Here is a 14787-nt window from a genome sequence, read left to right as displayed (position 1 = left end):
TTAATCTCTTTTTGTGGTTCAGGAGGAAGAATTGCTTGTGGCTGACCACTTGTATTGTTAGATGTTAGAGAACCCATAAGCATTACAACTATTATAAGTACAACACCAAGAGTAGCAACAGCTAAAATAACTCTTTTATTCCCAGCAGACGAACTATTTTTATTTAAGATAATGTCATTTAATTCATTTTTTTCTTCCATACTGTCTCCCTTAATCTTCTTTACTTATATAATAATACCGAAAAATTGTTTATTTACATGTGTTTTGACCAAGAAGCGCCACGCTCTTTAGAATAAACATCTATTGGAAGTGTCAAAATATTATATTCCTCTGGCATATCCGCATTTGGAAACATTCTCCACTGTTTAGGCTGTTTTGCTGCTAACTTCATACTTATCATCTTTCCTAGTTGAATTGCTTCTTGAAGAGTAGTATGACCTTTGTGAATATAAACATGAAGATGTCCTTCAGTTCTTGTTTTATAAGCTGTAAAATTTATAAAACCCTCTTCACGCAGGAGAAGTTGAGTTTTATGATAGAAGCGTTCAGGATCTCTTCCATTATAATCAATAACAATATTCTCTACCTTATCATTTTTGCTGATTAGTGAGTGTGCTACTGTAATTTCGCCTTTTATGTGCTGATTAATAATGGCTTGTGATAAAGTGGCATTCACTTTTTCAAATTTGTTATAAAAAGTCCTACCTTTAAAGATAATCTTATCTACTACTGTATCTCTTTTGATCCAGTAGTGATCAGTTGACATTTTTATAAGATTTAAATCAGACGCCGTCATTTTGTTATTTCCTAATATGTCGATTGGTTATAGATTACAAATTTTTGTGCTAGTTCTTTTAGCTCTTTTTTAACAGAGGATTGAAGCACAGTGTTATTGATATCATCTAAAACATCAGCAATTTTGTTAGCAATGAACTCAAACTCTTTTTCTTTCATTCCTCTGCTTGTTAGTGCTGGACTTCCGATTCTAATTCCACTTGTAACAAAAGGGCTTCTTGTTTCTCCAGGAACAGTGTTTTTATTTACAGTTATACCTGCATTTCCAAGAGCAATATCTGCATCTTTACCAGAGAAGTCACGATTTAAAAATGATAGCAGAACTAGATGGTTGTCTGTTCCACCACTTACTAAGTCATAACCTCTTTTTACAAGTACTTCGCCCAATACTCTAGCATTGATTTTTACCTGTTTTGCATAATCTTTCCATGCAGGAGATAAGTTATACTTAAACCCAACAGCTTTTGCAGCAATAACATGAACAAGTGGTCCACCTTGTATACCTGGGAAGATAGCAGAGTTTATCTTCTTTGCAATCTCTTCATCATTAGTCATAATCATACCGCCTCTTGGGCCTGCAAGAGTTTTGTGCGTTGTTGTTGTTACAACATGTGCATGAGGAAATGGGCTCATATGCTCGTTCGCTACAACTAAACCAGCAACATGGGCAATATCTGCAAATAAAATAGCTCCAACAGCGTCAGCTATTTCGCGAAACTTTTTAAAGTCTATCTCTCTTGCATAAGCACTTGCTCCACAAACTATGATTTTTGGTTGAACTGCTTTTGCAATATCCATAATCTTCTCATAGTTCATTCTTCCGTCCATCTCAACACCATAAGTAAAGCTTGAGTAGTTTTGACCAGAAAAACTTGGCTTGCTTCCATGTGTTAAGTGCCCACCATGGCTTAAATCCATACCTAAGAGTTTATCACCAGCTTTTAAAAGTGCCGCATAAACTGCTGCATTTGCTTGGCTTCCTGAGTGTGGTTGAACATTTGCATAGCTGCAACCAAATAGTTTACAAGCTCTATCAATTGCTAACTGCTCAACACCATCAGCATACTCGCATCCGCCATAATAGCGTTTTGCTGGATACCCTTCTGCGTACTTATTTGTAAATACGCTTCCCATTGCTTCCATAACAGCTGGAAGTGTAAAGTTTTCACTTGCAATCATCTCTAAGTGATCAGTTTGTCTCTCTAACTCTTTTTCGCATAGATCAAATATATCTTTGTCAAACTCTTTTAAAAAACTCATTTTTTATTCCTCTTTATTTAGTTTAAAACGCAAAAAAAGCATGCTCGTAGACATACTAATTCTTTTTATTACTTGTTTTCTTCTTACTTTTACGCTCAGTTGGCACTTAAGTCTTCTATATGTATAGGTTTCATAGCTGGGAAGAGCAGAACATCTCTTATTGAGTGCTCGTTTGTAAGGAGCATTACAAGTCTATCTATTCCTATACCTTGTCCAGCAGTTGGTGCCATTCCATAGCTTAGAGCCTCCACAAAATCCAAATCCATAGCATGTGCTTCATCATCACCGCTCTCTTTTGACTCAACTTGAGTTTTAAATCTGTTGTATTGATCAACAGGATCGTTTAACTCACTAAATGCATTTGCAATCTCTCGGCCAGCTATAAAAAGTTCAAATCTCTCAGTTACTTCTGGATTTATATCATTTCTTCTAGCAAGAGGAGAGATATCAACGGGGTACTCGGTGATAAAGGTAGGGTTGATTAGTTTATCTTCAACAAACTCATCAAATAGCTCTCCTTGAAGTTGGCCCAAGCTTAGGTTATTTTTTACTTGTATGTTTTTCTCTTTTAAAAATGCAAGAATCTTATCTTTATCATTTACAATCTCCTCTGGAACATCACCTATTGTATATAAAGACTCTATAAGAGGTACTTCACTAAATTTATTAAAATCAACTTCCATATCTCCATAAGGAATTGAAGTTGGAAGGTCTAGATGATCAAAAAGATATCTAAAGTACTCTTTAGTAATCTCTATAAGATCTTTGTATGTTTTATATGCCCAGTAAAACTCTATAGAAGTAAACTCAGGATTGTGTGTAGCATCCATTCCCTCATTTCTAAAGTTACGATTTATCTCAAAAACAGCTTCAAAGCCGCCTACAATAAGTCTCTTTAGATATAGCTCAGGAGCGATTCTTAGGTATTTATCTACTCCCAAAGCATTATGATGAGTTACAAAAGGTTTAGCATTTGCGCCACCAGCAATTGGATGTAGCATAGGAGTCTCAACCTCTAAAAAGCCTTTGTCTTCAAAAAAACGGCGAGTTAGAGAGATCACTTTAGATCTTATTTTAAATGTTTTACGAATATGAGCGTTCATGATAAGGTCAAGATATCTTTTTCTGTATCTTGTCTCTTTATCTGTAATTCCGTGAAACTTCTCAGGAAGAGGGGATATGGCTTTTGTTAAAAGAGTAAGGTTATCAGCGTGTAAAGAGAGCTCCCCTTGTCCAGTAATAAACGGATATCCACTGACCTCTACAATGTCGCCTGTTTCTATATTTTTTTTAAATGTTTCATTATAGAACTCTTCGCCTATATTGTCTCTTGCAACATATACTTGAAGTACGTTGCTCTCATCTTCAATCTGGATAAAACTAGCTTTTCCCATAATTCTAAAGAGTTTTATACGTCCGCTTAATGTATAACGTCTTTTTTCATCTCTTTTGTTCTCTTTATTAATTACATCTGAGTTTACATTTAAAAACTTTTCAATCGTTGCGTTTCTTTTTGATTGGTTTGCATAAGGGTTGATTCCAACGCTTCTTAAAATTTCTACTTTTTCAATTCTCTGTTGAATAAATTTATTATCAAAAATCAATAATTTTTCCTTTACTTTTTTTCTCTATTTTTTTGACAGTTTTTACAAATGCCATAAATCTGCATGGAGTGGTCACTCATCTCAAAACCTAACTCATCTGCAATTTTGTGTTGACGTTCTTCTATCTGGTGATCTACGAACTCCGTGATGTCTCCACAAACAGTACATATGAAATGGTCATGATGATTTTTTGCACCGAGTTCATATTTTTTGCCTTGTGCGCCAAACGATAAAGAAGTCACCATCTCAGACTCCTCTAAAAGAGAGAGAGTTCTATAAACAGTTGCTATTCCAGTGTTTAGATCTGGAAATTTACTTTGAATAAGGTTGTGCAGAGCTTCAGGGGTTAAATGTTCATCCGAGTTATAGAGAGTCTCTAAAATAACTTCTCTTTGTATTGTAAACTTTAAACTATTTTTTTTGAGAAGTTGTTTAAAATCTTCTAAAAGTTGCTTGTATGCGACTGTTTTATCATTAAAATCAGTAGTTATTTCAGACATATTATTCCTTCTCATTTGATAAATTTTCATCAGCACTGATATCTAATTTTCTCTTCGTATCTTCGACTATTTTTAAAGCATTGTCTTCTATTAGTTGAGAGCTTTTTTCTATAGTAGTATTTAACTCATCAGAGATTTCAATTGGATCAAGTTTCATAATAAAACCGCCAGTGTTAACAAGAATAGGAAAAAGAACACTATTTTGCATCATTGAGTCAAGGTTTGCACGCATCGCTTTGATATTGTATGTAGCGTATAAAATAACAGATGCAATGAGAAAAAATTTACTCGCACTAAATATAAAGCCTAAAATTTTATCAAAAATCCCAAGACCACTAACGGAACTAAGCTTCTTAAAAATAAGTCCAATAGCTATCATAAATAGCCAAAACAGAGCAAGCGTAACTAAAAAACCTGTAAAGCTTATAGCAGCATCATTTTGAAACTTAAGTACAGAATCATTTATGATTTTTCCTACACTATCACCAACTCTAGAAGCTATAAAAATACCGCCAATAATACCAATCAGACCAAATATCTCTTTAAAGAAACCGTTTAAAATTCCTTTGAGTCCTAGAAAAAGAACTAAAATTATGACAATAATGTCAAAATAGCTAAACTCCATTAATTAAAATCCTTAGAAAACATATTTTTTCCACTTTTTTTTGAATTGTAAAGTGCTTTATCGGCTCTTGCGAGAATTGAGTCTGGAGTATCACTCTCTTTTAGTTTAGTTACTCCAATACTAGCCGTTACAGAGATTCTCTCCCCCATATATATGAGGTTATTTGAACTTATGAGAGTTAAAAGCCTGTTTGCTATAAGCTCACACTGCTCATCACTGTTTCTGTTTATGATAATAGTAAACTCTTCTCCACCATATCTAAAGATTTTATCACCATCTCTGAGTGTTTTTCTTAGTATGTTTGAGATAAAGATAAGAATTTTATCTCCAGCTACATGTCCATATTTGTCATTTATACTCTTAAAGTTGTCTATGTCTAGCATCATTATGTGGAGCATATAGGGTCTATTCGTATTTTCACACACTTCGCTAAGGTAAGAGCCAAGGGCTCTTCTGTTAAATACTTTAGTTAGTGGGTCAAGATTTGAGGTTTCTTCTAAAATCTTTACTTTTTGGTGCAGATTTGAAATAACTTTATTTGCCTTTTTTACTTCTTCACTCATGTGAGTATGAATCTCATTAAACTTTTCTGATAATACATTCAAATCAATATGATTTTCATTGCACTTTAGTATAGTTTCTTTGTTGAGTTGCGTTAACTCTCCAAACTTTTCATTTGTATTTTGATATGAGTCTAAACTCTCTTTTACTATCTCTTTATAAGAGTTTTTAAAACTCTCTTTTGTATGTTCTATCGTGTCTAAATCTTTATCATTAATATTTGCGACAATATCTATGGCATCTTTTAAATAGCCTATAACTTGTTGTTTAGATGTATTTTCTTCACTCTCAATACGTTCTAGAAGATTTTCATAAATCTGCTCAACAAGTACTTTTAAATCGCTTTTTTGCATAATAGGGTAGTCCACTGAAAAATATGTTGCATTATACATCCTCAAGAATAAAAAATAGCTTTTTAAGGGGCTTTTAATTTTTAAACTTCACTAATCAGTGCTATTTTAGGTAGTATAATGTAAAATCTCAAAAATAAATTATAAGACTATTAAAAAGGTATTACTATGAGTAATTGGAGCGCATCAAGTTGGAGAAATAAGCCTATTGTGCAACAACCTACATATCCAAATCAAGATGAATTAAAAAAAGTATTAGATGAGCTAAAAAATTATCCTCCACTTGTTTTTGCAGGTGAAGCGCGTACTCTTAAAACTCAGCTTGCGAATGCTTCTGAGGGGAAGGCTTTTTTACTTCAAGGCGGAGATTGTGCAGAGAGTTTTAGCGAATTTCATGCACATAATATTCGTGATACATTCAAAGCAATCCTTCAAATGGCAGTTGTTATGACTTATGCTGGAGGGCTTCCTGTTGTAAAAGTTGGTCGTCTTGGTGGTCAATTTGCAAAACCTCGCTCAAGCGACACTGAAACGATAGATGGCATAACACTTGATGCATATCGTGGTGATATTATCAATGGTGTTGATTTTACTCCAGAGATGCGAATACCAGATCCACAAAGAATGATAAAAGCGTATAACCAATCAGCATCAACTATGAATCTTCTTCGCGCTTTTGCCTCTGGCGGATTGGCTGATTTACATGAAGTACATAAATGGAATCTTGATTTCACTCATCAGAGTGAGATAAGTAAAAAATATGAGGATTTATCAGAAGAGATTGGAAAATCTTTAAAGTTTATGGAAGCATGCGGTATCACATCAAAAACGCATAGAGCCCTAAGAGAGACAGACTTTTATACATCACATGAAGCACTTCTTCTCCCATATGAAGAGGCATTTACAAGACAAGACTCATTAACAGGCGAGTGGTATGATACATCTGCTCACATGCTATGGATAGGCGATAGAACACGTCAAATAGATGGCGCACATGTTGAATATATGAGAGGTATAAAAAACCCAATCGGAGTAAAGGCTGGACCATCTATGGATCCAGAAGATTTACTAAAACTTTGTGATATTTTAAACCCTCAAAATGAAGCAGGCCGTTTAAATGTCATAGTTAGAATGGGCGCTGGTAAAGTAGCTGATGGCATGCCAAAGCTTATCCGCGCTATAGAGCGCGAAGGTAAAAAAGTTCTTTGGAGCTGTGATCCGATGCACGGAAACACAATTAAATCATCAAACAACTTTAAAACACGCCCAGTTGACTCTATCTTAACTGAGATGAAGCAGTTTTTCCAAGTTCACAAATCTGAGGGAACATTTGCTGGTGGTGTTCATTTAGAGATGACAGGTAAAAATGTAACAGAGTGTATCGGTGGCTCATTTGTAGTAACTGAAGAGGATTTAAGCTCTCGTTACCATACTCACTGTGATCCAAGATTAAATGCTGATCAAGCGTTAGAGTTAGCATTTTTAATAGCAGATACTCTAAGAGAAGCTCAAAAGTAGCTAGTGCATTTTGCACTAGCTATTATTTATCTCTTCCTCTTTCTCCTGAATACCAAGCAATTCTTCAACTTTAGCTTCATATAGATTTTTTAACTCTTCTAACTCGAGGGCGAGTTGTGTTATTCCAATTTTTTCATAACATGTAGGATTAGCCAAACAACTGTTTTTCTCTTCAATTTTTGCTTCAAGTTCATCTATTTCAAGTGGTAATTTCTCTAACGCAATCTTCTCTTTAAATGTCAGTTTTAGCTCTTTTGGTTTTTCTTCTCTAGGTTTTGACTCTGTCCTTTGGCTCTCTTTTGCTAACTCACTAAGCTCTTTTAGCTCATGTTCTAGTTCGAGATACTCTGTATAAGTCTGATAGCTCTCTTCTATATGTTTGTCCTCTTTAAAAATAAAGAGTTTCTTAGCTATCTTATCTACAAAGTATCTATCATGACTAACTATGATGACGGCTCCGCTAAAGTTTATCAACTGCTCTTCTAAAATATTTATAGTTGGAATATCCAAATCATTTGTAGGCTCATCGAGAATGAGAATATCTACGTTTTTTGTAAAGAGCAGGGCTAGGGCGATACGATTTTTCTCTCCACCACTAAGTATCCCTATCTTTTTATCTAAAAATTCTCTAGGAAATAGAAAGTTTTTCAAGTATCCATAAACATGCATATCACGTCCACGCACACTAACTCTATCTCCACCATGTGGGCAAAAAGTCTCTATAAGATTTTTATCATCATCAAGCATCTCTCGGTGTTGATCAAAATAGCCTATCTTAAATTCGCCTCTTTTAATTTTCCCCTCTGTTGGCTCAATGCGCCCAAGAAGAGCTTTTAATAGGGTCGATTTACCACTTCCGTTTGGTCCAACTATGGCAATAGTATCTTTTTGAAGTATTCTAGTTGTAAAGTTTTTAAAGAGCTCTTTATCGCCTATGGTTAAACCCAAATTTTCCACTTCAAAAAGCATTTTTTGCTTATTTACGCTTTTATCTCGGTTAAAATGTTTTGCTTCACGCTCAAGCTCAAGTGTCATTTTTTTGATTTTAGAGGGGTTTATTTTTGCATCTTCTCTAAGACCCATAAGTCTCTCTTTTCGCCCTTCATTTCTCTTTAACCTTGCTCTAACACCACGTGCAAACCACTCATTTTCTTTTCTAAGTATGGTTAGAAGAGTCTCATGTTGCTTCTCAAGACTCTTCATGTACTCCTCTTTTTGGCTTAAGTAGTTGCTGTATCCACCACTATACTCTCTAATAGAGCAATCTTCGACTTCAACACTCTTAGTTGCAATTCTATCTATGAAATATCTATCGTGAGATATAAAAACAAGAGTAAATTTTTCTCGTAAGAGTAGCTCTTCTAAAAATTCTACCATGTAAACATCGAGGTGGTTTGTAGGCTCATCAAGCAGTAAAACATCTGGTTTTTGCAGAAGCAGTGAAGCAAGAGCAACTCTTCTTTGCTCTCCTCCGCTAAGCATTGCAACTGGTTTTTCTTCGTATTGTTTAAGATCAAAATGCTCTATTATACGGTCTATCTTATCATCTAAATTCCAAGCATTATGATGCTCAATATACCTAGAGAGCATCTCATGCTCATCAATAAACGCTTTGTTCTCAAAGTTCTCCGCTAAGAGAAGTGAGAGTTTCTCATATCTCTCTTTAGCACGGTTAAGCTCATCAAGGCCGGCTTCAACAGCTTCTCTAACAGTAGCACCTTCTTTAAACTCTGGTCTTTGATCAAGCATTTTTACATCTAAATTTTGTCTGGAGATACGCTCACCACTATCTTGTTCTAGAGTTCCATTTACAATCTTCATAAGAGTAGATTTTCCACTTCCATTTTTACCAATGATGACGATTCTCTCGCCCTCATCAACATGAAAATTTATATCTATTAAAATCTTTTGTGCTTCATAATGTTTTGATACGTTCAGTAGGTCTATTAGTGCCATCTATGTTTTTAGCTCCGCCCATATTAGGGTTTTATTGAGGATATATGTTGAAATATTTTTATTTCATTTTCGTGAGTTTATCGTTAAAATGGTTATAAAGAGCTTGTCGTTTTAAATACATATTTTATGAGTGTATATAAGTTTAAGAGCATTTAAGATGAAACTTTTGTAGTGCAAAATGCAAAAAAGTATAATAAAGATTTTATTTTGTACAATTGCCTAAAAAAGAGGTGTCATGAAGAGATATATACTTGCATTATTATTACTACTACCATTTGTTATTTTAGCAAATGAAAACAGTCTAAGTAATATCAAAATGGGTGCTGTTAGTTCACAGCATCAATCAACAAATCTATATTTTGGGGCTGATTTCATAATACCTTCAAATGATTTTTCTTTTGGAGTAGGATTTGACATAGTAGGCCTTGATGGTGGAGGTGGAAGTACAGACACTTATGGAAACTACACTCTTGGTGGACAACTTAAAGTCGCTTATTCACTTAAATCTCTGATAGATTTGCCAGTGATTTTAAAAGCTGATGTTGGTTATGGTGTTACAAGATTTTATAAAGAAAATTATTGGGGATATCAATACGGCACTAACTTAGAGGTAAAGCTTTATAAAAACTTTGGTGCTGGTGTTGGCTATAAGATGATAGATACGGATACAGTTTTAGGTAAAACTGATAACTATTTAGTCTATTTAAGCCTCTTTATTTAGTATAAATATCTTCTTTGCTCTATTTCTCAGTAGATGGAGCAAAAGACTTTTTCCCCTCATTCTTCTTTTTCACTTTTCACAATTATTACACTAAGTTTAAATATAATAGAAAAAGTATTTGCTTTGGCAAAAGGAGAGTTAAATGGTAAGTGTTACATCTTATGGAGCCGCTCGTAATGTTACTGGTTCGTGCCACCTTGTAAAGATAGGCTCTAGTAGTATATTAATTGATTGCGGAATGTTTCAAGGTAATGGAGATAGCAGTAAAAATTATGAAGATTTTGAGTTTGATATCTCAAAAATTAACTATCTCATTTTAACGCACGCACATCTAGATCATATAGGAAGAGTTCCAAAACTTATAAAAGATGGTTTTAGTGGCAAAATCATTGCAACAAAAGCGACAAAAGATATTGCAAGAATTATGCTCCTAGATAGTGCAAACATACTTCAAGAAGAGTATAGAACTCTAAGAAGAAAAGCTAGAAGACGTGGCGAAGAAGAGACTATTTTAGAGCCTTTATATACCAAAGATGATGTAAAGAGCGTTTTTGAAAAAAAGTGGACAACTTTAGAGTATTTTGAGGAACATAAACTAAAAAACCGTATAAAAGTATCTTTAGGTAATGCTGGGCATATCTTAGGGAGCGCCTTTGTTATGCTTGATTATCAAGAGGATAACAAAACAAAGCGTATTGTTTTTTCTGGCGATTTAGGCTCACCTGAGAGACTCATTATTGATAACCCAGACAATGTTGGCGAAGTTGATCATCTTTTTATAGAGTCAACATATGGAGACCGCAGACATAAACCATTGGATGAGAGTATAGATGAGTTTAAAAATGCTATTCGCTCTACGCTTAAACAAAATGGAAATGTCATAATTCCATCATTTGCACTAGAGAGAACACAAGAGATACTTTGGCTGCTTCATTTGATGCATGATAATGGTGAGTTACCAAAATGCTCTATCTATTTAGATAGCCCACTAGCAATCAAAGCAACAAAACTTTACAACCGTTATCCAGTATATCTGAGTGATGAACTTAGATACACACCTGGGAGTGGAGGGGATCCGTTCTCTTTTTCATGGCTTAAAACAAGTACATCAAGTAATCAATCAATTGCAATAAACAAAGTAAAAGAGCGCGCCATCATCATTGCAGGAAGCGGAATGTGTACTGGAGGACGTATTATGCATCATCTAAAACATAGACTGTGGAGCGCAAGAAATGCAATTATATTTGTTGGATATCAAGTTAGAGGAACTCTAGGGCGAAGAATAGTCGATGGGGATAAACATATAAAAATCTATGGAGAAGATATATTTGTAAAAGCAAATGTTTATACTATTAACGGTTTCTCAGCTCACGCCGATCAAAAAGAACTAATTGACTGGATGCGTCCAATAGAAGGGTTGAAAAATCTATTTTTGATTCATGGAGAAACAGATAAAATGGAAATTTTCTCAGATGCAATTAAAAAAGAGTTGGGATATGAGTCAAAAATAGTAGAACATGGGATAAGTATAAAGCTTTAGAGCTCTCTATCGCATAGCGTCTTGGCTGTGTACCAAGTAGCTATGGCCGCATCATCATAATGATGCTCTCTTTGTGTAAAAGGAATAGAGCTGTTTCTGAGTTTTGAGCGGATTATGCCCATGATTATAAATGTTAGAACTAGTGCGAGAAGAGCTATGAAAAAATCATAAAAATACCATACAACAACAGATAATAAAACTGTAGCGTATTGTAAAAACAGTTTTAAAATTAGTGCAATAACTCTGCATTTCTTGAGATAAAGCCTAGGAGTAGGCTCTATCTGCTCTATGATTTGATTATTATCGATAGGCTCTTGATACAAATCTGATACCAGATTATTTTACTACCATTACATCAGCTAAAGATTGCTCTAAAATATCAAAAGCAAAGAAGCTAACGTTTTGTGTTGCGTGGATTACAAGTAGATCATGTTTAATCTCTTCTACTTCTTGATTAAACGTTTTAGCGCTTAGAGAACTTTTAATAGAACGTGCAGTTACATTCATCTCTTTTGCTAAAGATAGAGATTTTAAAAATAGTTCTAACTCTTTTTGTGATTCGTCTTGTATCTCTTGTTGATAAACTGCTAGGCTCTTTGGATCCATTCCATAAAGACTCATAGTACTACCAAGAGGCATATAAAAAAGATTTACCAATGTTATAGAAGAGTTAGCAAAAAGCTCTGCCGTATATTTAATAGCGTGTGCAGACTCTTTAGACATATCTGTAAGGATTAAAATATTATTATATTTTATATCATGCTCTTTTTTCATAACCAAAATAGGAGTTTGTGCATACTTTATAATCTCTTTTGTGTGTGAACCCATAATAAAAGAATCTAAGAAGTTTGTCTCACCGCTGTTACCCATGATTATCATATCAGCGCATAAAATATTTGCTGTATTTGCTACTTCAACTTTTACTTTGCCACTTACGCAGTGATAATTATCTTTTTTTATTGAACTAAATTTTTCGCTAAGTTTTAAAAATCCACTCTCTTTTGCACTCTCTAAATCTACTTTTTTTGAGAAAAATGAACCTTCTATAACATGTACAACATGCAAGTCAGCCTTCATAAGATTTGTAAAACCAAGTGCTTTTTCTAACACAACATAACTACTTTTTGAGAAGTCAATTGCCACAAGTACCGTAAATTTTTTCATAAAAACTCCTAATTTAAATTATCTTTAATACAAAAGCATAAAGGCTATATTGTGTGATTATAACTCATTTAAATTATCTTTGAACTTATATGTGCTCTATTTGAGTGTTAAAATAGAATCTTTAAACATAAAGTCATAAGTTGTTTGCTATAAAGTAAATGTTCTTTAGCCACTTAGACTAAAGTTTCTTGATTTGATTTGCATTTATTAGCTTTTTTTGCTATTATTCCTTAAATTATTTACTAGAAGGATTTAAAAGATGGCAAAACATCAATTTCAAACCGAAGCAAATCAAATACTAAACCTTATGATTCATTCATTATATTCAAACAAAGAGATATTTATTCGCGAGTTAGTTTCAAATGCTTCAGATGCACTTGATAAGTTAAATATGCTTGTTTTAACAAATGATGAGTACAAAGGTGTAAACTTTTCTCCTCGCATTGATATTATCGCAGATAAAGAAGCAAAAACCTTAACTATTAAAGATAGTGGTATCGGTATGAATGAAGAGGATTTGATGAACAATCTAGGAACGATTGCAAAGTCAGGTACAAAAGCATTTTTAGAGAACTTAAGTGGGGATCAAAAGAAAGATTCTCATCTTATTGGCCAATTTGGAGTAGGTTTTTATGCTTCTTTTATGGTCGCACACAAAGTAGAAGTTACAACTAAAAAAGCTGCCGAGGAGCAAGCATATCTTTGGACGAGCAAGGGTGATGGTGAGTTTGAGATAGAAAAAACTACTAGAGATTCTCATGGTACAACTATAGTTATGTATTTAAATGATGATGAGAGCGAGTTTTTAGATAGTTATAGAATTGAGAGTATTATTAAAAAATACTCAAACCATATTCCATTTGCGATTTTTATGGATAAAGAAAACTATATTGCAGCAAAAAAAGATGAAGAAGGCAAAGAGATAGAACCTTCAAAAACTGAGATAGAAAATGTTCAGATAAACCGTGCGAACGCTCTTTGGACAATACCAAAAAGTGAGATAAGCGATGAAGAGTATAAAGATTTTTACAGCTCAATTGCACACTCTTCAGAAGAGCCTCTTGCTTGGATGCACAACAAAGCAGAAGGCGCTATAGAGTACACAACACTCTTTTATATTCCAAGTAAAGCACCTATGGACTTATATAGAATGGATTATCAAACAGGTATCAAACTTTATATAAACCGTGTATTTATTACTGATGATGAAAAAGAGCTTATGCCAACGTATCTTAGATTTTTACGTGGTGTAATTGACTCAAAAGATTTACCTCTAAACGTCTCTCGTGAGATTTTACAGTCAAATGCAGTTATGGCAAAAATCAAAAATGCTTCTGTGAAAAAGGTTCTCTCTGAACTAGCTAAGATGGCAAAGAACGATGCTAAAAAGTATGATGAGTTCTTTACACAATTTGGAAATGTTTTAAAAGAGGGATTATATAATGACTATGGCAATCGTGAGAAGATATTAGAGCTTCTACAGTTCAACACAATTAACTCAGATGAAAAAGTAATGCTTGAAGAGTTTATAAAAAATGTGGATGAAACAACAAAAGAGATCTACTATATAACTGGAAAAACTTCATTAACAATGCTTAAAAACTCTCCTGCCTTAGAGAGATTTAAGTCTCGTGGTATTGATGTTTTAGTCTTAAATGAAGAGATAGATACAATAATCTTTCCAATGGTTACAGAGTATAAAGAGTATAAATTAGTTCATGTTAATGATGCAAAATTTCAAGAGAGTGATGATGATAAAAAAGCTCACGAAGATACTTCAAAAGAGTTTGAAGGAGTTATAAAAGAGCTAAAAGAGTCTTTAGGAGATAGCGTAAAGAGTGTTGAAGTTACATTTGATTTAGTTGACTCGCCTGTAAAACTTAAAGAGGATAAAGAAGATCCAGCATTTATGATGGCGCAGATAATGAAGCAAATGGGGCAAGGTGGCGATACACCAACACCATCTCCTATACTCCAAATAAATCCAAAACATGAGTTAATTATAAAATTAAAAAACTCTGCTGATATAAACTTGATAAATGATGCAGCACACTTACTCTTAGACCAAGCAAAGCTTTTTGATGGGCTTCAACTAGAGGATACTGCTGGATTTATCTTAAGATTAAACAGAGTTATTGCTAAAGCAATATAAGTTACTTTTATGAGTGCTTTTGTAGCACTCACTCTCTATCT

General features: G+C 33.9%; 13 protein-coding genes and 1 pseudogene. 4 read left to right on the top strand and 10 right to left on the bottom strand.

Annotated features, from left to right (window positions below):
• The 7 genes and pseudogenes from PHI38_RS00875 to PHI38_RS00845 form a co-directional block, all read right to left on the bottom strand.
• Window positions 1-200 (bottom strand): annotated as a pseudogene (locus PHI38_RS00875) (SPOR domain-containing protein); the annotation flags it as partial.
• A 53-nt stretch (window positions 201-253) separates the two neighbouring features.
• Window positions 254-796 carry a DUF1882 domain-containing protein gene (locus PHI38_RS00870; RefSeq protein WP_299851451.1) on the bottom strand — a complete coding sequence of 181 codons (543 nt, stop codon included), beginning with the start codon at window positions 794-796 and terminating at the stop codon, window positions 254-256.
• A gap of 11 nt (window positions 797-807) precedes the next feature.
• Window positions 808-2055 (bottom strand): serine hydroxymethyltransferase, encoded by a 1248-nt coding sequence (locus PHI38_RS00865; RefSeq protein ID WP_299851448.1) that lies wholly within the window; start codon window positions 2053-2055, stop codon window positions 808-810.
• 95 nt (window positions 2056-2150) lie between these two features.
• Complete coding sequence (gene lysS / locus PHI38_RS00860) at window positions 2151-3659, bottom strand: lysine--tRNA ligase (protein ID WP_299851445.1); 1509 nt, start codon at window positions 3657-3659, stop codon at window positions 2151-2153.
• An 11-nt stretch (window positions 3660-3670) separates the two neighbouring features.
• Window positions 3671-4159 carry a Fur family transcriptional regulator gene (locus PHI38_RS00855; RefSeq protein ID WP_299851442.1) on the bottom strand — a complete coding sequence of 163 codons (489 nt, stop codon included), beginning with the start codon at window positions 4157-4159 and terminating at the stop codon, window positions 3671-3673.
• A 1-nt stretch (window position 4160) separates the two neighbouring features.
• Window positions 4161-4784 (bottom strand): CvpA family protein, encoded by a 624-nt coding sequence (locus PHI38_RS00850; protein WP_299851439.1) that lies wholly within the window; start codon window positions 4782-4784, stop codon window positions 4161-4163.
• Window positions 4784-5698, bottom strand: coding sequence for a GGDEF domain-containing protein (locus tag PHI38_RS00845; protein ID WP_299851437.1), 915 nt, complete (start codon window positions 5696-5698; stop codon window positions 4784-4786). Before PHI38_RS00845 ends, PHI38_RS00850 begins: the two co-directional genes overlap by 1 nt.
• Before the next feature lie 165 nt (window positions 5699-5863).
• On the opposite strand from PHI38_RS00845, the gene PHI38_RS00840 reads away from it, so the two are divergent.
• Entirely contained in the window at window positions 5864-7213 is a 1350-nt protein-coding gene (locus PHI38_RS00840) for a class II 3-deoxy-7-phosphoheptulonate synthase (RefSeq protein WP_299851434.1), read from the top strand.
• A 15-nt stretch (window positions 7214-7228) separates the two neighbouring features.
• On the opposite strand, the gene abc-f is transcribed toward PHI38_RS00840, so the two are convergent.
• Window positions 7229-9169 carry a ribosomal protection-like ABC-F family protein gene (abc-f, locus tag PHI38_RS00835; protein WP_299851431.1) on the bottom strand — a complete coding sequence of 647 codons (1941 nt, stop codon included), beginning with the start codon at window positions 9167-9169 and terminating at the stop codon, window positions 7229-7231.
• A 235-nt stretch (window positions 9170-9404) separates the two neighbouring features.
• Here abc-f and PHI38_RS00830 point away from each other — a divergent pair, with 235 nt between their 5' ends.
• The gene (locus tag PHI38_RS00830) at window positions 9405-9890 is read left to right on the top strand and encodes a hypothetical protein (RefSeq protein WP_299851428.1); all 486 of its coding nucleotides are present in this window, start codon (window positions 9405-9407) and stop codon (window positions 9888-9890) included.
• A 142-nt stretch (window positions 9891-10032) separates the two neighbouring features.
• A complete protein-coding gene (locus PHI38_RS00825; protein ID WP_299851425.1) occupies window positions 10033-11430 on the top strand; it encodes an MBL fold metallo-hydrolase in 1398 nt (465 codons plus the stop codon).
• Here PHI38_RS00825 and PHI38_RS00820 read toward each other — a convergent pair.
• Together PHI38_RS00820 and PHI38_RS00815 are read right to left on the bottom strand one after the other, a co-directional pair.
• Window positions 11427-11753: a hypothetical protein gene (locus PHI38_RS00820; protein ID WP_299851422.1), complete on the bottom strand. Its 327-nt coding sequence runs from the start codon at window positions 11751-11753 to the stop codon at window positions 11427-11429. The genes PHI38_RS00825 and PHI38_RS00820 overlap by 4 nt on opposite strands.
• Window positions 11754-11766: 13 nt before the next feature.
• Window positions 11767-12594 carry a universal stress protein gene (locus PHI38_RS00815; protein ID WP_299851419.1) on the bottom strand — a complete coding sequence of 276 codons (828 nt, stop codon included), beginning with the start codon at window positions 12592-12594 and terminating at the stop codon, window positions 11767-11769.
• A gap of 259 nt (window positions 12595-12853) precedes the next feature.
• Between PHI38_RS00815 and htpG the strand changes: the two genes are divergently transcribed.
• Entirely contained in the window at window positions 12854-14746 is a 1893-nt protein-coding gene (htpG, locus tag PHI38_RS00810; protein ID WP_299851416.1) for a molecular chaperone HtpG, read from the top strand.
• Window positions 14747-14787: the final 41 nt, after the last annotated feature.

The sequence above is a fragment of the Sulfurimonas sp. genome, assembly GCF_028694895.1.
In the GTDB taxonomy this organism is placed as follows: domain Bacteria; phylum Campylobacterota; class Campylobacteria; order Campylobacterales; family Sulfurimonadaceae; genus Sulfurimonas.
The sequence above is the reverse complement of the archived record's forward strand: the minus strand, read 5'-3'. Positions and strand labels throughout refer to the sequence as shown.

Excerpts from the sequence above, each read along its gene's own strand:
- PHI38_RS00870 (WP_299851451.1), bottom strand. The coding sequence starts at position 796 with ATGACGGCGTCTGATTTAAATCTTATAAAAATGTCAACTGATCACTAC.
- PHI38_RS00865 (WP_299851448.1), bottom strand. The coding sequence starts at position 2,055 with ATGAGTTTTTTAAAAGAGTTTGACAAAGATATATTTGATCTATGCGAA.
- PHI38_RS00855 (WP_299851442.1), bottom strand. The coding sequence starts at position 4,159 with ATGTCTGAAATAACTACTGATTTTAATGATAAAACAGTCGCATACAAG.
- PHI38_RS00850 (WP_299851439.1), bottom strand. The coding sequence starts at position 4,784 with ATGGAGTTTAGCTATTTTGACATTATTGTCATAATTTTAGTTCTTTTT.
- PHI38_RS00845 (WP_299851437.1), bottom strand. The coding sequence starts at position 5,698 with ATGCAAAAAAGCGATTTAAAAGTACTTGTTGAGCAGATTTATGAAAAT.
- PHI38_RS00840 (WP_299851434.1), top strand. The coding sequence starts at position 5,864 with ATGAGTAATTGGAGCGCATCAAGTTGGAGAAATAAGCCTATTGTGCAA.
- abc-f (WP_299851431.1), bottom strand. The coding sequence starts at position 9,169 with ATGGCACTAATAGACCTACTGAACGTATCAAAACATTATGAAGCACAA.
- PHI38_RS00830 (WP_299851428.1), top strand. The coding sequence starts at position 9,405 with ATGAAGAGATATATACTTGCATTATTATTACTACTACCATTTGTTATT.
- PHI38_RS00825 (WP_299851425.1), top strand. The coding sequence starts at position 10,033 with ATGGTAAGTGTTACATCTTATGGAGCCGCTCGTAATGTTACTGGTTCG.
- PHI38_RS00815 (WP_299851419.1), bottom strand. The coding sequence starts at position 12,594 with ATGAAAAAATTTACGGTACTTGTGGCAATTGACTTCTCAAAAAGTAGT.
- htpG (WP_299851416.1), top strand. The coding sequence starts at position 12,854 with ATGGCAAAACATCAATTTCAAACCGAAGCAAATCAAATACTAAACCTT.